This window comes from Microvirga sp. GN3, from assembly GCF_055792825.1.
The window spans coordinates 34,133-58,774 of sequence record NZ_JBVVAK010000009.1 but is presented as its reverse complement, the minus strand read 5'-3'; the positions used below and the strand labels follow the sequence as shown (position 1 = coordinate 58,774).

Here is a 24,642-nt window from a genome sequence, read left to right as displayed (position 1 = left end):
ATGGTATGCGTATAGTATACTATACCTAGTTCATGAATGTAGGGAGACATCAACGAATGCTGCGACAATTATCACTTGCTGTGGCCGCCGCCGGAATTCTGACGAGTACTGCCCAGGCCCATGGAATCTGGACGGCTCAACGCCATGGCGACCTCGCCATCGTCTATGGCCATGGCGCCGGGGACGATGCCTACAAGCCGGAAAAGGTGAAGAGTGCCATCTCGCATCTGGAGTCGGGAGAGAAGAGGGACAGCAAGATTTTGCACCAGGCGAAGAACGCACTGGTCGAGCCCGCAACCGATGCGGTGGCCCTGACTGTAATCCTCGACAATGACATCTGGACGAAGGGCGCAGACGGCAAGTCGGTCAACAGGCCGAAAAGCCAGGTGACGGGAGCGCAATCGGCGAGCCATTCCATCAAGATTAACACGACGATTCTGAAAACCGGTGCTGCGCCGAAGCCGACAGGACAGAGCCTCGAGATCGTGGCCCTTGTCGATCCGATGACTTTGAAGATGGGAGACGACCTTCCGGTTCAGGTCTTCGCGGATGGCAAGCCGCTCGCGGGCGTTCCGCTCTATGTCGACTACATCAACGACGGGCATGCCAAGAGCAGCAAGACGGATGCGGATGGAAAGGTGATACTCTTCGTCCGCAACGACGGCCTCAACGTGATCGGCGTCTCTCATGCCAAGAGCACGCCCGACAATGCCGAGATCGATCAGGTGAGCTATTTCGCGACGTTATCCTTCACCTTGCCGCACGAAGAGGATTGATCGGGCCTGCCGATCAATCCTGAAATGAAGGTCGGCCGCGGTGGAGGCCGGCCTTTGTTTTAGCGAGCCGGCATGCCGGTCTCGACGATCTTCGCCCAGAGCGAGACGCCGTAGGGGCTCGCCTCGTCGTTGAAGTCATAGGCCGGATGGTGGACGCCGGCGGTGTCGCCGTTGCCGAGGAAGATGTAGGCGCCGGGACGCTGCTCCAGCATGTAGGAGAAATCCTCCGCGCCCATGAGTGGAAGCACCGTCGTGTCGACGGCGTTCTCGCCGGCAACCGCACGGGCGACATTGGCCATGAACTCGGTCTTGTCGGGATCGTTCATGGTCACCGGATAGCCGCGGTCGTAATCGACCTCCGCCTTGGCCCCGAAGGCGGCGCAGACATTCCCGACGATGGCGCGGATGCGCGTCTCGGCGAGGTCGCGCACGTCCGGAGAAAGAGTACGCACGGTGCCGAGCAGCATAGCCGTCTGCGGAATGACGTTGAAGGCCTCGCCCGCTTTCACGGTGCAGACCGAGACGACCACCGAATCGAGTGGATCGGCGCTGCGCGAGGCGATGGTCTGCAGGGCCGTGATCACATGGGCCGAGATGACCACCGGATCGATGCAGTCATGCGGACGCGCCGCGTGGCCTCCCTTGCCTTCGATGGTGATCGTGAAGCGATCGGCTGCTGCCATCATGGCGCCGGGCCGGATGGCGAACTGGCCCACGGGGACGCCCGGCATGTTGTGCATGCCGTAGACCTCCTGCACGCCGAAGCGCTCCATCAGGCCGTCTTTCAGCATTTCGTTGCCGCCGCCGCCGCCTTCCTCGGCCGGCTGGAAGATCACGACTGCCGTGCCGTCGAAATTGCGCGTCTCGGCCAGATATTTCGCAGCCCCGAGCAGCATCGCCGTGTGGCCGTCATGGCCGCAGGCGTGCATCTTACCGGGCACCTTGGACTTGTGGGGAACGTTCGTCGCTTCCTCGATGGGAAGAGCGTCCATGTCGGCGCGCAGGCCGATCACCTTGCTGGAATTGTTGGAGCGGCCCTTGATCACGCCGACAACGCCGGTCCGACCGAGGCCGGTCACGACCTCGTCGCAGCCGAAGCTCTTCAGCTTCTCGGCCACGATGCCGGCCGTGCGATGCACGTCGAACAGGAGCTCGGGGTTTTCATGGAAGTCGCGGCGCCAGGCGGTGATTTCGTCGGCAAGATCGGCGACGCGGTTGATGATCGGCATGAACGTTCCTCGGGTTTAAGAATCCGGAAGGTGCCAGCCAAGCAGAGGCAGGGCCTCCCCGTCAATCCTTCTCCAGGAGGACACGTGAGTGGTCAGATCGTGCGGCGCAGAATGGCCTTCGGTCGCTTCGTGCGGAACTGTCCGCGCTCGATGGCGACGAAGATCAGCACCAGAACCACGAGGGCCGTGAACCACCAGACCTGCGCGGTGCCGATGCCGAGGCAGCCCAGGGCATAGGTGCAGGCGAACGCGGCCATGATGCCTGGCGCCACGGTGGCGCGATGGCTCTTTGCACCGACCACCACCTGATAAAGCAGAACGCTTCCCGCCACGGCGCCCACCAGCCCGAGCTCGTACCAGACCTCGAACAGCAGGGTAGAGGGCGCGTTTGGTGGAACCAGGCCGTAGAAACGGCCGCGGAGGGCGGTTTCCAGGCCGTGCCCGGTCAGAAGCCGCAGCGGCTCGTTGAGAATGATCTGACGCCAGATGTCGAGGCTGACCGTTGCCGGTGCCTTGGCTCCGAGCAAGGTGGTCGCCAGCGGCTTCAGGATGAAGGGCAGGATCGGCGCAAACAGCAGGAGGCCCGCCATCACGAAGCCGGTCAGGCGGGAGCCGAAGACCGGATTCCACGCCGTGATGACGAAGACGACGGCGCCTGCGGCCAAACCGTAGAGAGGCAGACCGCCGCGCGTGAGCAGGGAGCAGACGGCAACGGCGAGCGCTAGGCCGATAGCTTCGAGATTGCGTCCGCGCGAATGGAGCCAGGCGATGGCCGGCCAGAGCAGCAGGACGAGCATGAGCATGCCGCGCTCCAGGCTCAGGCCCTCCGGGTCGAAGCGGCTGCCGCCGGTGAGAGCCAGGGGAATGGCGATCAGGGCCGCGAGACCGACGCCTATGGGGAGGAGATAAAGATTGGCCGAGCGCATCCGCTCAGGCACGGCGAGATAGCCGCCCAAGCCCATGAGGATCATGCCGGTGATGTTGAGAAGCCGCTCGGAGGCCTGGGGCAGAAACGGCGTCCAGACCAGGGACAGCCCGGCCCAGAACAGCAGAACCAGTCCCGCGATCCCGCCGGGAGAGGTGGCAAGCGCCGTGAGCTTGTCCCATGCATGCCGCGCGCTCCCGTCGAGCACCGAGGCGAGGACGAGGAGAATGACCGCAAGGGGCGCCATTACCACCAGTGCGCGCCGCGTGAACAAGGCTGCCAGAGGCACGGCGAAGAACAGGATCGCGAAGCCGAGGCGCCGCAGCATGGCGGCGGCATCGGCTGAAGGATTGACCGTTTGGGAGACGGAGCGGGTCATGGAGGCGGGCAATCGGCGGTTGAGCGTTCAGACGGAGAAAGCGTAATGGACGCAGGCGCGAAAAGCTGTAGGTGCGATGCAACACACCCCATCCTTTGCGCCTGCGCGAAGAGCGGAACTCGCTGGAGCGCCATCCTCCCGCCCGTTTCTATCAGCCCTTCTGCCCGCGGATGAAGTTGATGATGCCGGAGAAATCGTCGCCGTCATGCCCGGCATTGGCGAACAGGGCATAGAGCTGAGCTGCCTCGGCGCCCAGAGGCGTCGAGGCGCCCGAGGCGAGCGCGGCCTCCTGCGCAAGCTTCAAGTCCTTCAGCATCAGGGCGGCCGCGAAGCCCGGCTTGTAGCCGTTATTGGCCGGCGAGGCCGGCACGGGGCCGGGGACCGGGCAATAGGTGGTGAGCGACCAGCACTGGCCCGACGAGGTGGAGGCGACGTCGAATAGCGCCTGATGCGAGAGCCCGAGTTTCTCGCCGAGCACGAAGGCCTCTGCCACGCCGATCATCGAGATGCCGAGGATCATGTTGTTGCAGATCTTCGCCGCCTGGCCCGCGCCGGCCTCGCCGCAATGCACGACCTTCTTGCCCATCTTGGACAGGATCGGCTCCGCCCTGTCGAAGGCTGGTTTGGCGCCGCCCGCCATGAAGGTGAGCGTCGCACCCTTCGCCCCACCGACGCCGCCGGAGACTGGCGCGTCGAGGCTCGCGAGGTTGCGGCCCTGCTCGCGCGCCATGCCATGCGCCTTGCGGGCGCTCTCCACATCGATGGTGGAACAGTCGATGAGAAGCGTGCCTTCCTTCACGGAGGGCAGGATGTCGGTCCAGACCGAGAGCACATGCTTTCCGGCCGGCAGCATGGTGACGACGATCTCGGCGTCCCGCACAGCATCCACCGTGGATCCGGCGATGCTTGCACCATCGCTGCGAGCCTGATCGCAGGAGGCGGGCGACAGGTCGAAGCCAGTGACGCTGTGGCCGGCCTTCACGAGGTTGGCGGCCATCGGGCCACCCATGTTGCCGAGGCCGATAAAGGCGATGTTGGTCATGAGAATCCTCCCGTGTTGTCGTTTGATGGTTCGATGAAAGCGGCCGTCACGCGTTACGCGCCTTCCAGAGCGATCCCGCCAGGGAAAAGCCGTAGAACCAGAGCATCAGCGAGCCGAAAACCTTGTCGAGGGCCGGATCGAGGCGCGGGAAGAAGACCGCGAAATGCGAGCCGATGGCGGCCATGATCAGCATGCCGGGAATGGCGACGAGCCCCATGACGTGAACCGCCGCTTTCCTCGGCACGCGCAGGATGTGGTCGATCCACAGGCCCAGCAGCAGGCCGAGGAGGGCTCCGGCGGCGAAATTGACCTGAAACGGCCGACGTCCATCCAGAAAGAACCAGGGCCCTGCCAGCCAGAACAGCACGAAGATGACCGCCGTCAGGCCAAAACCTAGGCCGAGCGATCGCAAGATCATCGGTTGCCGCGTCCCACCAGATCGCGCGCCACGATCAGCCGCATGATCTCGTTGGTGCCTTCCAGGATCTGATGCACGCGAAGATCCCGCACGATCTTTTCCACGCCGTAATCGGCGAGATAGCCGTAGCCGCCGTGGAGCTGCAGGGCATCGTTCGCCACCTCGAAGCCCACATCGGTCGCCATGCGCTTCGCCATGGCGCAGAGCTTCGTCGCATCGAGCGCCTTGGCATCGAGAGCTGAGGCCGCACGCCACAGGAAAGTGCGCGCGCATTCGAGTTCGGTCGCCATATCGGCGAGCTTGAACTGCAGCGCCTGGAAATCCGAGATGCGCTTGCCGAAGGCCTTGCGGTCGTTGGCATAAGCCAGCGCCTTGTCGAGGGCGGATTGCGCGCCGCCGAGGGAGCAGGCGCCGATATTGATGCGTCCGCCGTCAAGCCCCGACATGGCGATCTTGAAGCCCTGGCCCTCGTCCGAGAGCCGGTTGGCGACGGGCACGCGCACGTCCTCGAAGATTACGGCGGCGGTGGGCTGCGCATTCCAGCCCATCTTCTTCTCCTGCGCGCCGAAGGACACGCCGGGCATATCCTTCTCGATCACAAGCGTCGAGATGCCGGAGGGGCCATCCTCGCCGGTGCGCACCATGGTCACGTAGATGTCGGATGTACCTGCGCCCGAGATGAACTGCTTCACCCCGTTGACGATATAGTGATCGCCGTCGCGCACGGCTTTCGTCTTGAGCGCCGCCGCATCCGAGCCCGAGCCCGGCTCGGTCAGGCAGTAGCTCGCAATCAACTCCATGGTGACGAGACGCGGGATATAGCGCTGCCGCTGCTCCTCCGAGCCGTAGCGGTCGATCATCCAGGTCGCCATGTTGTGGATCGAGAGATAGGCCGAGACGGCGGGGCAGCCGGTGGCGAGCGCCTCGAAGATCAGCGCCGCGTCGAGCCGCGTCATGCCCGATCCGCCGACATCGTCGCGGGTGTAGATCGCCGCCATGCCCAAGGCTGCCGCCTCGCGCATCACATCCACGGGAAAATGCTTCTTCTCGTCCCATTCAAGAGCGTAAGGGGCGAGATTGTCCGCCGCGAAGGCCAGCGCCATGTCGCGGACGGCGATTTGATCGTCTGTGAGGGAGAATTGGGTCATGGGCCTAAATCGTCACGGCAGGGGCGATTGTGCACCCCGACTTTGGATCTAGAGCATCTTTCGGCGAAGTGGTCTCAGGTCGCCCTCAAAAAGATGCGGCTCCGAAAAACAAAATGGCCGGGAGCGAGCCCCCGGCCATCATTACCTTCGCTTACTTCATCGTCGGAATGGAGAATTCCGCGCCTTCCTTGATGCCGGACGGCCAGCGGGAGGTGACGGTTTTCGTCTTGGTGTAGAAGCGGACCGCGTCCGGGCCGTGCTGGTTGAGGTCGCCGAAGCCGGAGGCCTTCCAGCCGCCGAAGGTGTAATAGGCGAGCGGCACCGGAATCGGCACGTTAATGCCGACCATGCCCACATTCACGCGCGAGGCGAAATCGCGGGCGGCGTCGCCGTCGCGGGTATAGATCGCAACGCCGTTGCCGTATTCGTGCTCGGAGGGCAGGCGCAACGCTTCGTCATAGTTCTTGGCGCGCACGACCGAGAGGACGGGCCCAAAAATTTCTTCCTTGTAGATGCGCATGTCGGACGTGACCTCGTCGAAGAGGCAGCCGCCCATGTAGAAGCCGTTCTCGTAGCCCTGCATCCTGAAGTTACGGCCATCGACCACGAGCTTGGCGCCTTCCTGGACGCCGAGATCGACATAGGAACGCACCTTCTCCATGTGCGCCCTGGTGATCATAGGGCCGAAATCGGCGGAAGGATCGGTGGAGGGGCCCACTTTAAGGCTCTCGACGCGCGGGATCAGCTTGTCCATGAGCGCATCGGCCGTCGCCTTGCCGACCGGCACCGCGACCGAGACCGCCATGCAGCGCTCGCCCGCCGAGCCGTAGCCGGCGCCGATGAGCGCATCGGCCGCCTGATCGAGATCGGCGTCGGGCATGATGATCATGTGGTTCTTCGCGCCGCCGAAGCACTGCGCGCGCTTTCCGTGCGCGGTGGCGCGGGAATAGACGTATTGCGCGATCGGCGAGGAGCCGACGAAGCCCACCGCCTTGATGTCCGGATCGTCGAGGATCGCGTCCACCACTTCCTTGTCGCCGTTGACCACGTTGAGGATGCCGGCCGGAAGACCTGCCTCCATCATGATCTCGGCGAGGCGCATCGGCACGCCCGGATCGCGCTCGGAGGGCTTCAGGATGAAGGCATTGCCGCAGGCGATGGCCGGCGACAGCTTCCACAGCGGGATCATGGCCGGGAAGTTGAACGGCGTGATGCCGGCGACCACACCGAGAGGCTGGCGGATCGAATACATGTCGATGCCGGGGCCGGCACCTTCCGTGAACTCGCCCTTCAGGAGGTGCGGAATGCCGGTGCAGAACTCGGCCACCTCGACGCCGCGCTGGATATCGCCCTTGGCGTCAGGGATGGTCTTGCCGTGCTCGCGGGCGAGCATGTCGGCGAGGGTATCGGTTTCCTTGGCGATGAGCTCGAGGAACTTCATCATCACGCGGGCGCGGCGCTGCGGGTTGGTGGCCGCCCAGGCCGGCTGCGCGGCCTTGGCGTTCTCGACTGCCTGACGCAGTTCGTCCTTGGAGGCGAGCGCCACCCGGCCGAGGACCTCGCCGGTCATGGGCTGGAAGAATTCGGTGGTGCGGCCCGATTTGCCGGGAACCTGTTTGCCGCCGATGAAATGTCCGACCTCGCGCATGGCGTCTGTCTCCTCCTCAAGAGTGTTTTTCGTGGTCCTCTTCTATCATTGTTGAAATCGCACGACTATGGGTGAAACTAAAGCACCGTTGTGCGAAAATACCAATATGACCTGAGGCGTAGATGAGCGCATTCGACTGGGACGATCTCCGCTTTTTCCTGGCCGTCGCCCGCGCCGGCCGCCTCACCGCCGCCGCGCGCCAGCTGGAGGCGGACCACACCACCGTCTCCCGCCGCATCTCGGCCCTGGAGGCGGCGCTCAAGGCCAAGCTCTTCGAGCGCAGCCCGCAGGGCTACACCCTAACGGAACAGGGCGAGCGGCTGCTGAAACACGCCGAGAGCATGGAAACCCAGGCGCTCGCGGTGGCCAGCGAACTCGGCGGAGCGGATCTCGCACTCTCGGGTACCGTGCGCATCGGCGCGCCGGACGGAATCGGCACCTACTTCCTCGCACCCGAACTCGGCGCGCTCGCCGAGCGGCATCCTGGATTGACTCTGCAGCTCGTGGCGTTACCGCGCACCTTCTCGCTCTCCAAGCGCGAGGCCGACATCGCCGTGACCCTGGAGCAGCCGACCGAAGGGCGGCTCGTCTCGCGCAAGCTCACGGATTACCGTCTCCGGCTCTATGCTTCGCAGGATTATCTCAAGCGGCACGGCCCGGTGAGCGAGCTGTCGGACCTCTCCGGCAAGACTCTCGTGACCTATGTGGCGGACCTGCTCTACAGCCCGGTGCTCGATTATTTCTCGGGCCTTGAGAAATACACGGCCCGCCGGTTCGAATGCGCCAGCGTGATGGCTCAGGCGGAAGCCGTGCGGGCGGGTGTCGGCATCGGCATCCTGCACGATTACGCCGTGCGCCAGTTCCCGGAGCTTCAGGTCGTGCTGCCCGACGTTTCTTACTTGCGCACCTACTGGCTCGTCACCCATGCCGACGTGCGCTCCTTGCGCCGGGTGGAGGAGGTCTATTCCTTCATCCTGAGCCGGGTGCGGGCCAATCGGGGCCTTTTTGTTTGATGCCCGTGTTATCCCCGGCGCACGAAGTGCGGGAAGGGGATCCATTCACATGCGCGGCGCTATGGATTCCCTTCCCCTCCGCTGCGCTCCGGCCGGGAATGACAACAAAGCCGCATTCGACGCTTTGCCCTTCACGCGGGCGCCCGATGGGACTAAGTCAAACATCAAAGGAAACCCACGGAGATCCCCGATGCCCTCCAAGCTCGACCAATTGCGCGCCATGACGGTCGTCGTTGCCGATACCGGCGACCTCGACGCGGTGCGGCGCCTGAAGCCTCAGGATTGCACCACCAACCCGACCCTGCTCTTGAAGGCGGTCGAGATTCCGGCCTATGGACACCTCCTCGAGGAGGCTCTGGCCTGGGGCCGCAAGCAGGGTGGCTCCCGCGAGGGTGTGGTGGCGGCGATCTCCGACCGGCTCGCGGTCGCCTTCGGCACCGAGCTTGCCGGCATCGTACCGGGACGCGTCTCGACGGAGGTCGACGCCGATCTCTCCTTCGACACGGAAGCGACGGTGAAGACCGCGCGGACGATTATCGGGGACTATGAGGAGCGCGGCGTCGGGCGCGAGAAGGTCCTGATCAAGATCGCCTCGACCTGGGAGGGCATCCGCGCGGCGGAGATTCTCCAGAAGGAAGGCATCGACTGCAATCTCACGCTCCTGTTCAGCCAGGTGCAGGCCCAGGCTTGTGCGGAGGCGGGCGCGTTCCTGATCTCGCCGTTCGTCGGCCGCATCCTCGACTGGCACGTGAAGGCAGGCGGCGGGCCCTACACGGGCGAGACCGATCCCGGCGTGATCTCGGTGCGCAACATCTACGCGTCCTACAAGGCACAAGGCATCAAGACCGTCGTGATGGGCGCCTCCTTCCGCAACATCGGCGAGATCGAAGCGCTCGCAGGCTGTGACCGCCTCACCATTTCGCCGGCACTCATCGACGAGCTGGCGAAGGCCGAAGGCGAGCTGCCGCGCAAGCTCTCGCCCGACAATGTGGAGAAGATCCAGCCTCTGCCGCGCCTCGACGAGAAGACCTTCCGCTTCGCGTTGAATGAGGACGCGATGGCGACCGAAAAGCTCGCCGAGGGCATCCGCTCCTTCGTGAAGGATCTGCGCTCGCTCCGCACGCTCGTGGCGCAGCGGCTGGACGAGGCGAAGGCGGCCTGATCGATATGTCGAAGGCTCTCGTTATTATCGACGTGCAGGCGGGAATTCTTCCCGCCAACGGTGCGAAGCGCCCTGCCGTGAGGCAGCGCTTCGACGAGGTGCGCGGCAGGATCGCCGGTCTCGTGCGCGACGCGAGAGACCAGAAGCTGCCGATCATCTTCGTTCAGCACGACGGCGATCCCGGACACCGCCTCGAGACGGGCACGTCCGGTTGGGAAATCTGTCACGATCTGGGGCGTAGGGCGGACGACATCGTCGTTCACAAGACGGCCTGCGATTCGTTCTATGAGACGGATCTGCAATCCGTATTGTCCGTGCGTGGAATCAGCCATCTCGTGGTCGCCGGGCTGATGACGCAGTATTGCGTCGACACGACCTGCCGGCGTGCGGTGAGCCTTGGCTACGACGTGACGCTTGTCGCGGATGCTCACACGACGGCGGATACGGAGACGTTCACGGTCGAGCAGATCGTGGAGCACCACAACGGCCTGCTCGATGGGTTCGATGCAGGTACGGCTCTGATCAAGCTCAAACCCGCGAATGAGGCATTCGCTGCGGCGTAAATCAGCCGCATTGTCATCCCGGACGGCGTCAGCCGATCCGGGATCGCGTGCAGAATAAGTCGCTTGAACCTCCACTGTCATTCCCGCGAAGGCGGGAATCCATATCCGCTGACAGTGCAGAATGTGGCGAGCGGATACGACAGTGCTCTTCCTGGACACAGCGTGTTTATGGATTCCGGGCTCCGCTGCGCGGCCCCGGAATGACAGTGCCTTATTCTGAGAACGATCCCGGATCTCGCTTTGCTCGTCCGGGATGACACGCTGTCAGCGCAGTATCACTTCTTCCCCGCCAGCGCCTTCTCGCGGATCTGTGTCAGTGACATGGTCGGCGTGATGACTTCCGGATCGATGATGCAATGCAGGATCGCGGGCTTGCTGGAGGTGAGCGCCCGCTGCAGGGCAGGCGCGAATTCTTCCGTGTTCGTTACCCGCTCACCATAGCCGCCGAAGGCCTTGGCATAGGCGGCGAAGTCCGGGTTCTTCAGCATCGTCGCGGAAACGCGCCCGGGATATTCGCGCTCCTGGTGCATGCGGATCGTGCCGTACATGCCGTTGTCGAGCAGGATCACGAGGATCGGCAGGTCGTATTGCACGGCGGTGGCGAATTCCTGCCCGTTCATGAGGAAGTCGCCGTCGCCGGCAAACACCACCACCGGGCTGTCAGGCCGGATGCGCTTGGCACCGACGGCAGCCGGCACACCATAGCCCATGGAGCCGGAGGTCGGCGCCAACTGCGTGCCGTATTCGCGGAAGGGCCAGAAGCGGTGAATCCAGGTGGCGAAATTGCCGGCGCCGTTGCAGAAGATCGTGTCGGATGGCATCACCTTGCGCAGATGCGCCATCACCTCGCCCATCTGCAGGCCGCCGGCGGTGCGGATGGCGCTCGGATCGCTCCAGGCCAGATAATCCGCATGTGCGGTCTTCGTACTCTCGCTCCAGGGCAGAGTCGCCGGCGGATGCACGGCCTCCAATGCCGCCGTGAAGGCGACCGGCGAAGCGTTGATGGCGAGATGCGGGGAATAGACCCGGCCGAGTTCGCTCGGATCGGGATGGATATGCACCAGCGTCTGCTTGGGAGCGGGAATGTCGAGCAGCGTATAGGCCTGGCTTGGCACTTCGGAGAGACGCCCGCCGACGAGCAGGACGAGATCGGCTTCCTTGATGCGCGCCAAAAGCTTCGGGTTCACGCCGAGACCGAGATCGCCAATGTAGGAGGCGTGATCGGCGGGGAACAGCATCTGGCGGCGGAAGGTGCAGGCGACCGGCAGCTCGAAGCGCTCGGCGAAGCGCACGAAGCGCTGCACGGCCGTTTCCGACCAGCGGCTGCCGCCGAGAAGCGCGATGGGTTTCTTTGCACCGTGCAGAAGCTTCTGCAGCTCCGCCATCTGCGCGAGACCCGGATGCGTCTCGATGATCTGATAGCGCGGCGCGTCGGCGACCTCCGCCATTTCGGTGAGCACATCTTCCGGCAGCGCGATCACGACGGGGCCGGGACGACCCGATGTCGCCACATGAAAAGCGCGTGAGACAATCTCGGGGAAGCGCGCCGGATCGTCCACCTCCGTCGCCCATTTGGCGAGCGGGCCGAAGGCGGCGCGATAGTCGAGCTCCTGAAACGCTTCGCGCTCGCGCATGCCGCGCTCGATCTGTCCGACGAAGAGGATCATCGGCGTCGAATCCTGCTTGGCGATGTGAATGCCGGGCGAAGCGTTGGTCGCGCCGGGGCCGCGGGTGACGAAGCAGATGCCGGGACGGCCGGTGAGCTTGCCATAGGCCTCCGCCATCATGGCCGCGCCGCCTTCCTGGCGGCAGACCGTGATGTTGATGTTGGCGTCATGCAGCGCATCCAAAGCGGCCAGATAACTCTCGCCCGGAACGCAGAAGATGTGATCGACCCCGTGCAGAGTCAGCTGATCGACAAGAATCTGTCCGCCGGTGCGGGAGGGCGCTGTCATGGAAGGCTCGCGATGTTCAAGAGGGTCGATAGCAAAACGGAGGGCATTTCTGCCCTCCGTTGTGTTTTTACGACGATCAGGCGTCGACGTCGAACTTCACGCCCTGGGCGAGCGGAAGCGTATTGCCGTAATTGATCGTGTTGGTGGCGCGGCGCATATAGGCCTTCCAGGCATCCGAGCCGGACTCGCGTCCGCCACCGGTTTCCTTCTCGCCACCGAAGGCTCCGCCGATCTCGGCGCCCGAGGGGCCGATATTGACGTTGGCGATGCCGCAATCCGAACCCGCCGCCGACACGAAGGCTTCGGCCTCGCGCAGGTTGAGCGTGAAGATTGAGGAGGAGAGACCGGCGCCGACGGCATTGTGCAGCGCGATCACCTCGTCGAAATCCGAATAGCGCATCACGTAGAGGATCGGCGCGAAGGTCTCGCGGGTGACCGGGCCGGTCTGGCTCGGCATTTCGACGAGAGCGGGACGCGCATAGATTCCGTCATTCGCCACATCCGTGTGACGTCCGCCGCCATGCACCTTGCCGCCGGCCGCACGGGCTTCATCGAGAGCGCGCTCCATGCCGTCGAACGCCACCTTGTCGATCAGCGGGCCGACGAGCGTGCCCTCGCTACGCGGATCGCCGATCTTCACGCTGCCATAGACCTTCACGAGGCGCGGCACGAGCTGGTCGTAGACGCTCTCATGCACGAAGAGGCGGCGCAAAGTCGTGCAGCGCTGGCCGGCCGTGCCCATGGCCGCGAAGGCGATGCCGCGAAGCGCGAGATCGAGATCGGCCGAGGGCGCCACGATGGCGGCGTTGTTGCCACCGAGCTCCAGGATCGCGCGAGCAAAGCGCTCGGCGAGCTTCGGCCCGACCTGACGGCCCATCGCGGTGGAGCCGGTGGCGGAGAGGACCGGCACGCGGTGATCCTCGACGAGAATCTCGCCGACCTCGCGGCCGCCAAGCAGCACCTCGCAGAGACCTTCCGGCACGCCGCCGAAGCGCTTGGCGGCACGCTCGACGATGGCATGCGTGGCAAGCGCCGTGAGCAGGGTCTTCTCGGAGGGCTTCCAAACCACGGAATCACCGCACACGAGGGCGAGCGCCGCATTCCAGGACCACACGGCCACCGGAAAGTTGAAGGCGGAGATTACGCCGCAGACGCCGAGCGGATGCCAGGTTTCCATCATGCGGTGATCGGCGCGCTCGGTGGCGATCGTCAGGCCGTAGAGCTGACGGGACAGACCGACGGCGAAATCGCAGATGTCGATCATCTCCTGCACCTCGCCGAGGCCTTCGGAGACGATCTTGCCGGCCTCTAACGTCACGAGACGGCCGAGATCGTCCTTGGCGGCGCGCAGCTCCTCGCCGAGCAGGCGGATGAATTCGCCGCGCTTCGGCGCCGGGACCTTGCGCCAGGCCTTGAAGGCGGCATCCGCCCGGCCGATGGCAGCCTTGGCCTCGTCCGGCGTGGTCTCACGCACATGGGCGATCACTTCACCGGTGATCGGCGAGCGGGCCGGGCGGCCGGTAGAGACGAAGGCGCTCTCCGGCACGCCGAGGCGCGCGAGAATGGCGCGGGCCTCATCCGCAACGGAGGCGGGCGCGGAGGATACGGGTTTCAGGCTCGCGGTCATGGTAGTTCTCCCTGGATGCGGGCTCGAGGCTCATAGAACCCCACCACCCTCGCTTGTCGTTGAAACGAAACGACGGCGGCTTTCATGCCACCGTCTTAATGCATGACCGGGAAGCCTGGGAACTGCTTTTCCCGAATAGGGTCATGCCAATTCGTCAAGAACCTGGAATGCCCCCGCTTGATCGGAAGCGGGGGCATTAGTCCCCGAGCATCGGGTAAATCCCAAAAGTGGGCGCCACTTTTGGGATTTACCCGATGCTCATTTTTTGGTGGGCGCATTGTTCGGTGCGGAAAACCGGGGCCACTTTTCCGCACAATGCGCCTGTCATGCCACCGCGTCGAGGCGGATGTTCTTCACGGCCGGTTCGTGGCCCTCGTCCAGGCGCTCGCCGGCATAGACGCGGCCGAAGCGGTTGGCGAGGAAGGTGTCGAGGTCGATCTCCTCCTGGCGTACGAAACCCTGTTTCGGCAGCTTGCCGGCGACCAACAGGTCGAGCATGGCGCAGATGCCGGCGGCGGTAGTGACCTGAATCGCGGTGCGCTGAACGCCGGCGACATTCTGGCCGTAGACGCTGCGGGCATAGGTTTCCTGTACGTAGCGGCCGCCGCGCTCGCCGGTCACGGTGACAAAGACGATGACCATGTCCTGCATGGTAGCGGGAACGGCGTTCTCCAGGATGTCCTTGAGAACCTCGCGGCGGTTGCGCAGCTGCAGATCGTTGAGGAGCACACGCATCAGGGCGCAATGGCCGGGATAGCGGATGGTCTTGTAGTTCAGGTTGCGCACCTTGCCTTCCAGCGTCTCGCACAGGGTGCCAAGGCCGCCGGAGGTGTTGAAGGCCTCGTAGCGCGTGCCATCGAGGGAGAATTCTTCCAGCTCTTCCATGGCCGGAACCTCGCGCAGGGTGCCGTCGACCACCGCCTCGCAGCGCTCGATATATTCGTTGATGACACCGTCCGTGCTCCAGGTGAGGTTGTAGGACAGGGCGTTCGACGGATATTGCGGCAGGGCGCCGACGCGCAGCCGCACCGTATCGAGCTTGTCGAAGCGGCTCGCGATGTCATGGGCGACAATGGAGATGAATCCCGGCGCGAGGCCGCATTGCGGGATGAAGGCGGCGGTGGCGCCCTCGGACAGTTCCTTCACCATGCGGGTGGTGGCCACATCCTCGGTCAGGTCGAAATAGTTGACGTCCGTCAGGCGCGCGGCCTTCGCCACATGGCCGGTCAGATGATAGGGCGCGGCGCTGAGCACGGCATAATGGCCCTTGAGAGCATTCTGCAGGGCGACCGCGTCACTGAAGTCGAGCTGGATCGTCCTGACGCCATCCTTGGCGACCGCTTCGAGCGCCTCGGCGGAGGAATCCGCGACGGTGACGGCGTAATCGCCGGTCTCGTGAAGCATGTCGACAATGGTGGAACCGATCTTGCCGGCGCCGATGACGAGGATCGAATGCATAAAAATCTCCCTATGATCCTCTAAGAAAAGGGCAAAGCCCTGCAAGACGCCATAGACAACTTGACGAAAGGCCGAGTAGTTTTCGGCAGATTGCCGAAATAACTGGTCATAGTGATGTTGGATGCCACGGATCGTGCCCTGATTGGGCTCCTGCGGGAGAATGCCCGGATCGGACATGCGGAGGCCGCGCGGCGATTAAAACTCTCCCGCACCACAGTCCAGGCGCGGGTCGAGAGCCTGGAACGCCGGGGCGTGATTGCCGGCTATACCTTGCGCCTCGCCGAGGAGGTCACGAGCCGCATGGTGCGGGCGCATGTGACCATCGTCGTCGCACCCAAGGCGTCGGGCGGCGTTGTCTCCGCGCTGCAGCGCATGCCAGAAATGCGCGCGCTTCATTCGGTCGCGGGTGTCTTCGATCTTCTGGCGGTGGTAGAGGCTGAGGACGTTCCCTCCCTCGATGCCGCCATCGACAAGATCGGCGCGCTCGAAGGCGTGGAGCGCACGCAATCCTCCATCATCCTCTCAACGAAATTCGAACGATGACCTCTGCAGCTTCCTCTTCAGCCGATGTTTTGATCGTGGGCGGCGCCGTCATGGGCTCTTCAGCCGCCTATCACCTGCTCGCCGATTCCGGCTTCAAGGGGCGTGTCATCGTTATTGAGAAGGATCCGACCTATCAGCTCTCCGCCTCGGCCCTGTCGGCGGCTTCGATCCGGCAGCAATATTCGAGCGCGGTGAACATCCGCATCTCGCTTTATGGCATCGAGTTCCTGCGCAGCATCGGCGATCGTCTCGCCGTCGATGGCGAGCGGCCGGAGATCGGGCTGAGGGAGGGCGGCTATCTCTATTGTGCCTCGGAGGCCGGTGCGCCGATCCTGGCGGAGAACCACGCGCTCCAGGCCGCCGAGGGAGCCGACATTCTTTACATGGACCCGGCAGCGCTCAAGGAGCGCTTCCCCTGGCTCAACGTGGAGGATCTTGCCGCTGGCACCTGGGGCCGCTCGGGCGAGGGCTGGTTCGACGGCTGGGGCCTGCTCCAGGCCTTCCGCAAGAAGGCGCGTTCGCTCGGCGCGGAATACGTGAAAGGCGAAGTGGCTGAGATCGAGCGTGACGGCGGCACCATCGTCGCGGTGCGTCTGAAGGATGGCACGCGGATCGCCTGCAGCACGCTCATCAACTGCGCCGGCTCCGGCGGACGGGCGATTGCCGCCATGGCCGGGCTCGACATTCCGGTCCAGGCCAAGCGGCGCTACGTCTTCACGTTTTCGTGCAAGGAGACGGTCGAGAACTGCCCACTGCTCATCGATACCTCGGGCGCCTACGTACGGCCTGAAGGGGAGGGGCATTTCATCTGCGGCGCCTCGCCGGAAGCGGATCTCGATCCCGACTGGTTCGACGAGGATCCGGCAAGCCAGGAGATCGATCATTCCTTCTTCGAGGAATTCATCTGGCCCTCGCTCGCCCATCGCGTGCCGGCCTTCGAGGCGATCAAGCCCGGTCGTGCCTGGTCCGGGCCCTATGACATGTGCCTGCTCGACCATAACGCCATCGTCGGACAGGCGGGCGAGTTCAAGAACTTCTATCTCTGCAACGGCTTCTCCGGCCACGGCCTGCAGCAAGCCCCAGCTGTGGGCCGCGGCCTGGCCGAGCTGATCGCCCATGGCGGCTACCGCACGCTCGATCTGTCCGAACTCGGCTATGAGCGCGTCCTCGCCAATCGTCCCCTGCTTGAGCGCAACGTGATCTAACGCAGGCGGTCCCTGTTCGGGGACACCGCATCGGCCCCAGAGCACCAGACGACGCCCGCGCCTCGGCGCGGGCGATTCGTCGTTTCAAGGCATGCCCAAGCCCGGTCGAAGGCCGGATTTCCAGTGTATCGTCGCTGCTTTTGTGGACATCCCGGCGCTTCTTCCGCTCGGACACCCTCTCAACGAAGGGGCGCCCAGGTTAATTCTCCCCGGGTGCCATTAAGCCTTTTGGATGAAAGGGCTTCCATTTTGAAGCCGGCTATGATTGTCATGTTTTCGTCATAGAAACGTCATCCGGCCTTAATGCAGGGGTGATGAACGACAAGAACATCCCGACGGGATGACATGGGAGAGATCACTATGATGAAGAAGTCCATCCTCGGCGCTCTGGCCCTCGGCCTGGCGACGAGCACCTCCGCCTTCGCCCAGACCGAGATCCAGTGGTGGCACGCCATGACCGGCGCCAATAACGAGGTCGTGAACCGCCTGGCGGACGAGTTCAACAAGTCCCAGAACGAATACAAGGTCGTCGTCAGCTACAAGGGCCAGTATGCCGATACGCTGAACGCCGGCATCGCCGCGTTCCGCGCGGGCAACGCCCCCCACATCCTGCAGGTGTTCGAAGTCGGCACGGCGACCATGATGGGCGCCCGCGGCGCGATCAAGCCTGTCTACCAGATGATGGCCGAGGCCGGCGAGAAGTTCGATCCCAAGGCTTACCTGCCCGCGATCACCGGCTACTACTCCACGGCGAAGGGCGAGATGCTCTCCTTCCCGTTCAACTCCTCCTCGATGGTCATGTGGATCAACAAGGACGAGCTGAAGAAGGCCGGCGTCAACGAGATTCCGAAGACCTGGCCTCAGGTGTTCGAAGCAGGCAAGAAGCTCAAGGCTGCCGGCCATGACACCTGCGGCTTCTCGAACGCCTGGGCTCCGTGGGCCAATATCGAGCAGTTCTCCGCTTGGCATAACCTTCCGATGGCCACCAAGGCCAACGGTCTCGACGGCTTCGACACGGAGATGAAGTTCAACTCTCCGGCGCATGTGAAGCACCTGCAGAACCTCGTCGACCTGCAGAAGGACAAGACTTACGACTATTCCGGCCGCGACAGCCGCTCCGAGGGCCGCTTCACCTCCGGCGAATGCGCGATCTTCCTGACCTCGTCGGGCTTCTACGGCAACGTGAAGGCCAATGCGAAGTTCGACTTCACTTCGGTTCCGATGCCGTACTACCCGGACGTCCAGGGCGCTCCGCAGAACTCCATCATCGGCGGCGCTTCGCTGTGGGTTATGGGCGGCAAGAAGGCGGAAGAGTACAAGGGCGTGGCCAAGTTCTTCGCCTTCCTGTCGGACACCGACCGTCAGGCCAAGCTGCACCAGGAATCGGGCTATCTCCCGATCACCAAGGCAGCCTACGAGAAAACCAAGGCTTCGGGCTTCTATGAGAAGAACCCCGTCCTCCAGACTCCGCTGCTGGAGCTGACCAACAAGGAGCCGACCGAGAATTCCCGCGGTCTGCGCTTCGGCAACATGGTCCAGATCCGCGATGTGGTGTCGGAAGAGATCGAGGCTGCTCTCGCCGGTCAGAAGCCGGCCAAGGACGCGCTCGATTCCGCTGTGACCCGCTCGAACCAGATCCTGCGCCAGTTCGAGCGCACCGTCCGCTAAACTGAAACGATCTGTGCGACCTGTCATCCCGGGCGGCTTTTAAGAAGCGGTCCGGGATGATCTTATAAGACAACCTTCGCAGACCGGTTGCTGCCGTATCTGCCACCATCATTCGGACAGCCGTAAACGCGATGGAAAAACGAGCTCACTTTTCAGGTTGGACGCTGCCGCTCCTGCTGATCATTCCGCAGATGGCGATCACCGTCGTCTTCTTCTACTGGCCGGCCTCCCAGGCCATCTGGCAATCCTTCCTGCGCGAAGACGCCTTCGGGCTCTCCTCGGAATTCGTCGGATTCGAAAACTACATCGCGCTGTTCGAGCAGCCCGAATATTACCGGGCCATGGTCACGACGGTAATCTTCTCATCCCTCGTTGCCTTCTTCTCGCTCGCCTGCGCGCTACTGCTGGCGACCCAGGCCGACAAGAGCCTGCGCGGCGGACAGGCCTATAAGACCCTGCTGATCTGGCCCTATGCGGTGGCTCCTGCCATCGCGGGCGTGCTGTGGATCTTCATGTTCCATCCGACGCTCGGCACATTGTCGAAGCCGATCAAGGCGGTCGGCATCGACTGGAACCCGATGCTCAACGGCAACCACGCCATGACGCTGCTCGTACTTTCCGCCACCTGGAAGCAGATCAGCTATAACTTCCTGTTCTTCCTCGCCGGACTCCAGGCCATCCCGAAGAGCGTGATCGAGGCTGCCGCCATCGACGGCGCGGGCCCCTTACGGCGCTTCTGGACCGTGATCTTCCCGCTCCTGTCGCCGACGACGTTCTTCCTTCTCGTGGTCAACATCGTCTACGTGTTCTTTGATACCTTCGGCATCATCGATGCGGTGACGGGCGGCGGCCCTGCCGGAACGACGACGACACTCGTCTACAAGGTCTATGCGGACGGCCGCCTCGGCGGCGATCTCGGCGGCTCTGCGGCGCAATCGGTGATCCTGATGATCATCGTGATCGCGTTGACCGCCATCCAGTTCCGTTATGTCGAGCGCAAGGTGCAGTACTGATGGTTGAGAATCGTCCTTTCCGCGATTTCATGGCCTACCTGACGCTGGCCGTGGGCATCGTCATCGTGGTCTTCCCGGTCTATCTCGCGATCATGGCATCGACCTTCGACGCTGCCACGATCATCAACGGCAACATGCCGCTCACACCGGGCGATCAGGCGGGCGAGAACTATTCGCGCGCGCTGTTCTATGGCGGCGTGCATGCGCGCGAACCCGTCGGCGCCATGATGTTCAACTCCATGATCATGGCATTGGGCATCGCCATCGGGAAAATCCTGATCTCGATCCTGTCCGCCTATGCGGTGGTGTACTTCAAGTTCCCGTTCCGCAAGACGGCATTCTGGGTCATCTTCATCACGCTGATGCTGCCGGTCGAAGTGCGTATCTACCCGACCTACAAGATCGTCGCCGATATCGGGATGCTCGACACCTATACGGGCCTCATCCTGCCGCTCATCGCGTCGGCCACCGGCACGCTGCTCTTCCGTCAGTTCTTCATGACGATCCCGGACGAGCTGCTGGAGGCTTCCAAGATCGACGGTGCGGGCGCCTTCCGGTTCTTCAAGGATACGCTCCTGCCGCTCTCGATGACGACCATCGCGGCGCTTTTCGTGATCCAGTTCATCTACGGCTGGAACCAGTATCTCTGGCCGCTGCTGATCACGACCAAGAGCTCGATGCAGACCATCGTCATCGGCATCAAGAAGATGATCACGACGACGGACGCGCTCACCGAGTGGCAGATCGCGATGACCACGGCCGTGCTCGCCATGCTGCCGCCGGTGCTCGTGGTGATCTTCATGCAGAGGCTCTTCGTGAAGGGCCTCGTCGAAACGGAGAAGTGACGCGGACAATCGCGCAAGACCCTTCCGCCAGAGCGGAAGGGTCTTTCTCTCATCATTGAAATTTTCGCCCGGTGCCGATTGCAGCGCGGGCAGCGATTAAAAGGAACGAAACGATGGCAGGGGTAACACTCGATACCGTCAGGAAGATCTATACGGGCAATGTGGAGGCCGTGAAGGGCGTTTCCCTCGGCATCGAGGACGGCTCCTTCTGCGTGCTGGTCGGCCCGTCCGGTTGCGGCAAGTCCACGCTGCTGCGCATGATCGCGGGCCTCGAGACGATTTCCGCCGGCGAGGTGAAGATCGGCGATCGCGTGGTGAATCAGGTCGAGCCGGCCGATCGCGACATCGCGATGGTGTTCCAGAACTACGCGCTCTATCCGCATATGAGCGTCTACGACAACATGGCCTACGGCCTGAAGAACCGCGGCACGCCGAAGGACGAGATTGAGAAGCGCGTGAAGGAAGCAGCCCGCATCCTCGCCATCGAATCCTTCCTCGCCCGCAAGCCGCGCCAGCTCTCCGGCGGCCAGCGCCAGCGCGTCGCCATGGGTCGCGCCATCGTGCGCAAGCCCCAGGTCTTCCTCTTCGACGAGCCGCTCTCGAACCTCGACGCCAAGCTGCGCGTCCAGATGCGCGTCGAGATCAAGCGCCTACAACGGGCGCTGGGCGTGACGTCGATCTACGTGACCCACGACCAGGTCGAGGCGATGACGCTTTCCGACAAGCTCGTGGTGATGTCGGGCGGTCAGATCGAGCAGGTCGGCAGCCCGTCCGAAGTCTACCGCCGTCCTGAGACGCGGTTCGTGGCCACCTTCATCGGCTCGCCGCCCATGAACATCCTGCCCGGCAAGGTGGAAGGCCCCGGCCGCGTGTCGGTCGGCGGTCAGGTGATCAATGTCACCGACATGCGTGACGGCCTCACTCCCGGATCTGCCGTCGAGGTGGGCCTGCGGCCTGAGGACGTGCAGGCAGGCGGCGGCGCAGCCAGCGCGCTCACCATGGACGTGGACTTTGTCGAAGAGCTCGGCGCCACCCAGCTCTTCCACGGCAAGGTCGCCGGCTCTGAATTCGTCGTGCAGGCCTCCACCGGCCAGATCCCGGCGGATACCCGCAAGCTGACCCTCTCGGTCGATCCCGCCAACGTCCACCTCTTCGACCCCCAGACCACGAAGCGCCTCGGCAAGGCCTGATCAGTCGGCTGCGGCCGTTTCGGCAGGAAGCATTCAGGGCCCCGGGCATTCCCGGGGCCCTTTTCGTTATGTTCTGTCCATCATGACATCCTCCGCCGTCATCCCCGGGCCTGTCCCGGGGATCCACGTCTTTGCAACGCTGCGGTTCCGAAGACGTGGATGGCCGGCACGAGGCCGGCCATGACGCGGGGAGGCGCATGCCCGGGATGATGCATTTGTTCTCATTTTGTTCTTGACAATGATCCTAACATCGGCTATATCATTGCCTTAGAACTGCTCCTGCGAGGGGCGCGCTCGCGAGGCGTCGCAGTGTGGGAGCAGGCACGGTCCTGTGCACGCACTGAACGCAGGTGCGGGAGGCCCAGGATGTGGGCGGGTGGTCGGGATCGGTCGCAGGCCGCCGTCGCGCAGACGGTCACCGCCTGCGGCGGTTGACTGAGCCGGCCTCGCCTGTCCGCCTCAACAAGCCGTGCGCGAAGAGACAGTTCGGCTCTTCCCTTCACCATCAGACATCGAGCCGGGCTGCCTGTCGCGCCACCCTCGATCACCATTCAGGCTCGCAGCGCAAGCTGCGGGCCTGCAGGTACTGGTTTATTGACACAGACCCATCCCCGCCCACAGCCGTCATGGCCGGACCTGATCCGGCCATCCACGTCTTGATCCACGAGCCGAAGAAGACGTGGATCCCCGGGACTGATCCCCGGATCAAGCCCGGGGGATGACGGGGAGAGATACGTCATCTTGCAGCGATGGTTGCACCGCGTCTGAAGCCCCGGTATCCCTTTTTCTTCAACGTGAGGAACAGCGATGACGGTCAAGCTCGACGGGGCCACTCTCGGCATTCAGGACGTGGTGCGCGTGGCGCGCCCCGACGCTCAGGGAGCATTTGTCCAAGCCGCCCTGGCTCCGGAGGCGCGCGAGCGCATTGCCGCGACGCGCGACTATATCGACCGCACCTGGATGCATGACGACGCCCCGCTGATGTATGCCTTCAACACCGGTGTCGGGCTGTTCAAGGATCAGCGCGTGCTGATCGCCGACATGGCGGCCTATCAGCGCAAGACGGTCTATGCCCACGCCACGGGCGTTGGCGAGCCCTTCGCCGAGGACGTGACGCGCGCCATGATGCTGCTGCGCGCCAATGCCTTCGCGTCGAACTATTCCGGCCCGCGCGTCGAGCTGGTCGAGCGCCTCATCGCCTTCCTCAATGCCGGACTGCATCCGGTCATCCCGCAAAAGGGCTCCGTCGGCGCCTCGGGCGATCTTGCGCCGCTCGCGCATATGGCCGGTGCGGTCTGCGGTTTCGAGGAAGCCGAGATGATCTATCGCGGCCGCCGGATGCCGGCGCGCGAGGCGATAAAGGCGGCCGGCTTCGATCCCGATTTCGATCTAGGCGCGAAGGACGCCTCGGCTCTCATCAACGGCTCGACCACGTCGCTCGCGCTCGGCGCGCTCGCCACGAACGATGCACGGCGTCTGCTCAAGCAGGCCGACATCGCCATGAGCCTGTCGCTCGAAGCCATGCGCGGCGAGCTCGCGGCCTTCGATCCGCGCGTGCACAAGGCGCGTCCGCATCCGGGCCAGGCCCGCGTGGCGCGCAACCTGCTTCGGATCCTGGACGGCACGAAGCGCTGCTCGCAAGCCGCGCGCGACATCGTCTTTCCCGACGAGCCGCGCCAGCCTGGAACGCCTGCTAGCCCTCGCGTGCAGGACGTCTATTCCCTGCGCTGCACGCCGCAGGTTCACGGACCCGCCGTCGAGGCGGTGGAATATGTAGAGCGCATCATCGGCACGGAGATGAACTCCGCCACCGACAACCCGCTGATCTTCGACGATGGGCAGGGCGGTTACGTGTCGATCTCCGGCGGCCATTTCCATGGGCAATATGTGGCGCAGGCCATGGACCTGCTCGCCATCGCCATGGCCGATCTCGGAGCGATTTCCGAGCGGCGCCTCGCGCGCCTGATCGATCCCACCATGTCCTATGGATTGCCGCGCAACCTCCTTGCGGGCAAGCGCGGGCTCAACACGGGCTTTGCCACGGTGCAGTGCTCGATGTCGGCGTTGGTGATGGAAAACCGCGGGTTGGCGACGCCGGGCTCGGTTGATTCCATTCCGGGCAAGTCCAATGCCGAGGATCACGTTTCCAACTCGACCTGGTGCGGACGCAAGGCCCGCACCATCGTCGAGAACGTGGAACAGATCGTAGCCGGCGAATTGCTGATGGCCGCGCAGGCGCTGACCCTCGTCGAGCCGCTCGCAAAGGATTATCCGCTGGGCAAGGGATCGCGCGCGGCCATGGAAGCAATCCGCGCGGTCATTCCGCCGGCGCTCGAGGGGGATCGCTGGTACGCCACCGAGATGCGCCAGGCGCTCGACCTTGTGCGTTCGGGCGCCGTGGTCGAGGTGGTCGAGAGCGCCATCGGCGAACTGGAGTGAAACAAAAAGGGCCCGGTGTTTCCGGGCCCTGAGTTCTTAATATGGAGTTCGATCAGCGGCAGCGCCGGACCTCGCGGTACACGACGCGCCCGTTGGGACGCACCACACGTTCGCGGACCCAGCGGCAGCGATTCGGACCAACCCATCCCGGCCGCGCGCCGCAATTGCGAACCGTGCGGTAGTAAACACGTCCGAACCGATCCACGGTACGGATCCGGCGGGTGACGCATTGCACGTTGTCGACAAGTGTGGGCGCTTGCAGCTGCTCGGCGCCGAAGCGGGCTTGAGCTTCCTGCGGTGCCGCAAGGAAACCGGCGCCGAGAGCAAGAGCGAAGGCGGGGAGGATGATGGCTCGCATGGAGCATTCCTTATGTTTTGAGAAGGGGCTGACGACAA

The 24,642-nt window shown here is 63.8% G+C and carries 21 protein-coding genes; 11 read left to right on the top strand and 10 right to left on the bottom strand.

What is annotated here, in order from left to right; genetic code table 11:
* Positions 1–56: 56 nt before the first annotated feature.
* Positions 57–776 carry a DUF4198 domain-containing protein gene (locus ACS5Q1_RS06940; protein ID WP_473097477.1) on the top strand — a complete coding sequence of 240 codons (720 nt, stop codon included), beginning with the start codon at positions 57–59 and terminating at the stop codon, positions 774–776.
* A 59-nt stretch (positions 777–835) separates the two neighbouring features.
* On the opposite strand, the gene ACS5Q1_RS06935 is transcribed toward ACS5Q1_RS06940, so the two are convergent.
* The 6 genes from ACS5Q1_RS06935 to ACS5Q1_RS06910 form a co-directional block, all read right to left on the bottom strand.
* A complete protein-coding gene (locus tag ACS5Q1_RS06935; RefSeq protein WP_473097476.1) occupies positions 836–2,005 on the bottom strand; it encodes a M20 aminoacylase family protein in 1,170 nt (389 codons plus the stop codon).
* A 92-nt stretch (positions 2,006–2,097) separates the two neighbouring features.
* A complete protein-coding gene (locus tag ACS5Q1_RS06930; RefSeq protein ID WP_473097475.1) occupies positions 2,098–3,309 on the bottom strand; it encodes a peptide ABC transporter permease in 1,212 nt (403 codons plus the stop codon).
* 151 nt (positions 3,310–3,460) lie between these two features.
* Positions 3,461–4,351 carry a 3-hydroxyisobutyrate dehydrogenase gene (gene mmsB / locus ACS5Q1_RS06925; RefSeq protein ID WP_473097474.1) on the bottom strand — a complete coding sequence of 297 codons (891 nt, stop codon included), beginning with the start codon at positions 4,349–4,351 and terminating at the stop codon, positions 3,461–3,463.
* A 46-nt stretch (positions 4,352–4,397) separates the two neighbouring features.
* Positions 4,398–4,769, bottom strand: a complete 372-nt coding sequence (locus ACS5Q1_RS06920; protein ID WP_203441566.1) for a DUF5367 family protein — start codon at positions 4,767–4,769, stop codon at positions 4,398–4,400.
* Complete coding sequence (locus ACS5Q1_RS06915) at positions 4,766–5,917, bottom strand: isobutyryl-CoA dehydrogenase (RefSeq protein ID WP_473097473.1); 1,152 nt, start codon at positions 5,915–5,917, stop codon at positions 4,766–4,768. The genes ACS5Q1_RS06920 and ACS5Q1_RS06915 overlap by 4 nt, the downstream gene beginning before the upstream one ends.
* A gap of 151 nt (positions 5,918–6,068) precedes the next feature.
* Positions 6,069–7,565: a CoA-acylating methylmalonate-semialdehyde dehydrogenase gene (locus ACS5Q1_RS06910; protein WP_473097472.1), complete on the bottom strand. Its 1,497-nt coding sequence runs from the start codon at positions 7,563–7,565 to the stop codon at positions 6,069–6,071.
* A 122-nt stretch (positions 7,566–7,687) separates the two neighbouring features.
* On the opposite strand from ACS5Q1_RS06910, the gene ACS5Q1_RS06905 reads away from it, so the two are divergent.
* The 3 genes from ACS5Q1_RS06905 (at position 7,688) to ACS5Q1_RS06895 (ending at position 10,303) form a co-directional block, all read left to right on the top strand.
* Positions 7,688–8,578 carry a LysR family transcriptional regulator gene (locus ACS5Q1_RS06905; protein ID WP_203441563.1) on the top strand — a complete coding sequence of 297 codons (891 nt, stop codon included), beginning with the start codon at positions 7,688–7,690 and terminating at the stop codon, positions 8,576–8,578.
* Between the two features lie 190 nt (positions 8,579–8,768).
* Entirely contained in the window at positions 8,769–9,740 is a 972-nt protein-coding gene (gene tal / locus ACS5Q1_RS06900; RefSeq protein ID WP_473097471.1) for a transaldolase, read from the top strand.
* A 5-nt stretch (positions 9,741–9,745) separates the two neighbouring features.
* The gene (locus ACS5Q1_RS06895; RefSeq protein ID WP_473097470.1) at positions 9,746–10,303 is read left to right on the top strand and encodes a cysteine hydrolase family protein; all 558 of its coding nucleotides are present in this window, start codon (positions 9,746–9,748) and stop codon (positions 10,301–10,303) included.
* 275 nt (positions 10,304–10,578) lie between these two features.
* On the opposite strand, the gene ACS5Q1_RS06890 is transcribed toward ACS5Q1_RS06895, so the two are convergent.
* The 3 genes from ACS5Q1_RS06890 to ACS5Q1_RS06880 form a co-directional block, all read right to left on the bottom strand.
* Complete coding sequence (locus ACS5Q1_RS06890; protein ID WP_473097469.1) at positions 10,579–12,258, bottom strand: thiamine pyrophosphate-binding protein; 1,680 nt, start codon at positions 12,256–12,258, stop codon at positions 10,579–10,581.
* A 76-nt stretch (positions 12,259–12,334) separates the two neighbouring features.
* On the bottom strand, positions 12,335–13,885 hold the full coding sequence (gene amaB, locus ACS5Q1_RS06885; protein ID WP_473097468.1) for an L-piperidine-6-carboxylate dehydrogenase: 1,551 nt from the start codon (positions 13,883–13,885) through the stop codon (positions 12,335–12,337).
* 324 nt (positions 13,886–14,209) lie between these two features.
* Entirely contained in the window at positions 14,210–15,343 is a 1,134-nt protein-coding gene (locus ACS5Q1_RS06880) for a saccharopine dehydrogenase family protein (RefSeq protein WP_473097467.1), read from the bottom strand.
* Between the two features lie 114 nt (positions 15,344–15,457).
* On the opposite strand from ACS5Q1_RS06880, the gene ACS5Q1_RS06875 reads away from it, so the two are divergent.
* The 7 genes from ACS5Q1_RS06875 to ACS5Q1_RS06845 all read left to right on the top strand — a co-directional run bounded on the left by ACS5Q1_RS06875 (position 15,458) and on the right by ACS5Q1_RS06845 (position 24,246).
* Entirely contained in the window at positions 15,458–15,886 is a 429-nt protein-coding gene (locus ACS5Q1_RS06875) for an Lrp/AsnC family transcriptional regulator (RefSeq protein WP_203441557.1), read from the top strand.
* On the top strand, positions 15,883–17,091 hold the full coding sequence (locus ACS5Q1_RS06870) for an NAD(P)/FAD-dependent oxidoreductase (RefSeq protein ID WP_473097466.1): 1,209 nt from the start codon (positions 15,883–15,885) through the stop codon (positions 17,089–17,091). Before ACS5Q1_RS06875 ends, ACS5Q1_RS06870 begins: the two co-directional genes overlap by 4 nt.
* A gap of 360 nt (positions 17,092–17,451) precedes the next feature.
* A complete protein-coding gene (gene ugpB, locus ACS5Q1_RS06865; RefSeq protein ID WP_473097465.1) occupies positions 17,452–18,759 on the top strand; it encodes a sn-glycerol-3-phosphate ABC transporter substrate-binding protein UgpB in 1,308 nt (435 codons plus the stop codon).
* Positions 18,760–18,890: 131 nt separating this feature from the next.
* Complete coding sequence (ugpA, locus tag ACS5Q1_RS06860; protein ID WP_203441554.1) at positions 18,891–19,772, top strand: sn-glycerol-3-phosphate ABC transporter permease UgpA; 882 nt, start codon at positions 18,891–18,893, stop codon at positions 19,770–19,772.
* A complete protein-coding gene (gene ugpE / locus ACS5Q1_RS06855) occupies positions 19,772–20,617 on the top strand; it encodes a sn-glycerol-3-phosphate ABC transporter permease UgpE (RefSeq protein WP_203441553.1) in 846 nt (281 codons plus the stop codon). The genes ugpA and ugpE overlap by 1 nt, the downstream gene beginning before the upstream one ends.
* A 113-nt stretch (positions 20,618–20,730) precedes the next feature.
* Entirely contained in the window at positions 20,731–21,807 is a 1,077-nt protein-coding gene (locus ACS5Q1_RS06850; RefSeq protein ID WP_473097464.1) for a sn-glycerol-3-phosphate import ATP-binding protein UgpC, read from the top strand.
* An 807-nt stretch (positions 21,808–22,614) separates the two neighbouring features.
* On the top strand, positions 22,615–24,246 hold the full coding sequence (locus tag ACS5Q1_RS06845; protein WP_473097463.1) for an HAL/PAL/TAL family ammonia-lyase: 1,632 nt from the start codon (positions 22,615–22,617) through the stop codon (positions 24,244–24,246).
* 52 nt (positions 24,247–24,298) lie between these two features.
* Here the strand turns inward: ACS5Q1_RS06845 and ACS5Q1_RS06840 are convergent, their stop codons facing one another.
* A complete protein-coding gene (locus ACS5Q1_RS06840; protein ID WP_473097462.1) occupies positions 24,299–24,604 on the bottom strand; it encodes a hypothetical protein in 306 nt (101 codons plus the stop codon).
* Positions 24,605–24,642: the final 38 nt, after the last annotated feature.

What these genes read in the sequence shown, in the direction of transcription:
- ACS5Q1_RS06940 (WP_473097477.1), top strand. Translation starts at nt 57, where the DNA reads ATGCTGCGACAATTATCACTTGCTGTGGCCGCCGCCGGAATTCTGACG.
- ACS5Q1_RS06935 (WP_473097476.1), bottom strand. Translation starts at nt 2,005, where the DNA reads ATGCCGATCATCAACCGCGTCGCCGATCTTGCCGACGAAATCACCGCC.
- ACS5Q1_RS06930 (WP_473097475.1), bottom strand. Translation starts at nt 3,309, where the DNA reads ATGACCCGCTCCGTCTCCCAAACGGTCAATCCTTCAGCCGATGCCGCC.
- mmsB (WP_473097474.1), bottom strand. Translation starts at nt 4,351, where the DNA reads ATGACCAACATCGCCTTTATCGGCCTCGGCAACATGGGTGGCCCGATG.
- ACS5Q1_RS06920 (WP_203441566.1), bottom strand. Translation starts at nt 4,769, where the DNA reads ATGATCTTGCGATCGCTCGGCCTAGGTTTTGGCCTGACGGCGGTCATC.
- ACS5Q1_RS06915 (WP_473097473.1), bottom strand. Translation starts at nt 5,917, where the DNA reads ATGACCCAATTCTCCCTCACAGACGATCAAATCGCCGTCCGCGACATG.
- ACS5Q1_RS06910 (WP_473097472.1), bottom strand. Translation starts at nt 7,565, where the DNA reads ATGCGCGAGGTCGGACATTTCATCGGCGGCAAACAGGTTCCCGGCAAA.
- ACS5Q1_RS06905 (WP_203441563.1), top strand. Translation starts at nt 7,688, where the DNA reads ATGAGCGCATTCGACTGGGACGATCTCCGCTTTTTCCTGGCCGTCGCC.
- tal (WP_473097471.1), top strand. Translation starts at nt 8,769, where the DNA reads ATGCCCTCCAAGCTCGACCAATTGCGCGCCATGACGGTCGTCGTTGCC.
- ACS5Q1_RS06895 (WP_473097470.1), top strand. Translation starts at nt 9,746, where the DNA reads ATGTCGAAGGCTCTCGTTATTATCGACGTGCAGGCGGGAATTCTTCCC.
- ACS5Q1_RS06890 (WP_473097469.1), bottom strand. Translation starts at nt 12,258, where the DNA reads ATGACAGCGCCCTCCCGCACCGGCGGACAGATTCTTGTCGATCAGCTG.
- amaB (WP_473097468.1), bottom strand. Translation starts at nt 13,885, where the DNA reads ATGACCGCGAGCCTGAAACCCGTATCCTCCGCGCCCGCCTCCGTTGCG.
- ACS5Q1_RS06880 (WP_473097467.1), bottom strand. Translation starts at nt 15,343, where the DNA reads ATGCATTCGATCCTCGTCATCGGCGCCGGCAAGATCGGTTCCACCATT.
- ACS5Q1_RS06875 (WP_203441557.1), top strand. Translation starts at nt 15,458, where the DNA reads ATGTTGGATGCCACGGATCGTGCCCTGATTGGGCTCCTGCGGGAGAAT.
- ACS5Q1_RS06870 (WP_473097466.1), top strand. Translation starts at nt 15,883, where the DNA reads ATGACCTCTGCAGCTTCCTCTTCAGCCGATGTTTTGATCGTGGGCGGC.
- ugpB (WP_473097465.1), top strand. Translation starts at nt 17,452, where the DNA reads ATGATGAAGAAGTCCATCCTCGGCGCTCTGGCCCTCGGCCTGGCGACG.
- ugpA (WP_203441554.1), top strand. Translation starts at nt 18,891, where the DNA reads ATGGAAAAACGAGCTCACTTTTCAGGTTGGACGCTGCCGCTCCTGCTG.
- ugpE (WP_203441553.1), top strand. Translation starts at nt 19,772, where the DNA reads ATGGTTGAGAATCGTCCTTTCCGCGATTTCATGGCCTACCTGACGCTG.
- ACS5Q1_RS06850 (WP_473097464.1), top strand. Translation starts at nt 20,731, where the DNA reads ATGGCAGGGGTAACACTCGATACCGTCAGGAAGATCTATACGGGCAAT.
- ACS5Q1_RS06845 (WP_473097463.1), top strand. Translation starts at nt 22,615, where the DNA reads ATGACGGTCAAGCTCGACGGGGCCACTCTCGGCATTCAGGACGTGGTG.
- ACS5Q1_RS06840 (WP_473097462.1), bottom strand. Translation starts at nt 24,604, where the DNA reads ATGCGAGCCATCATCCTCCCCGCCTTCGCTCTTGCTCTCGGCGCCGGT.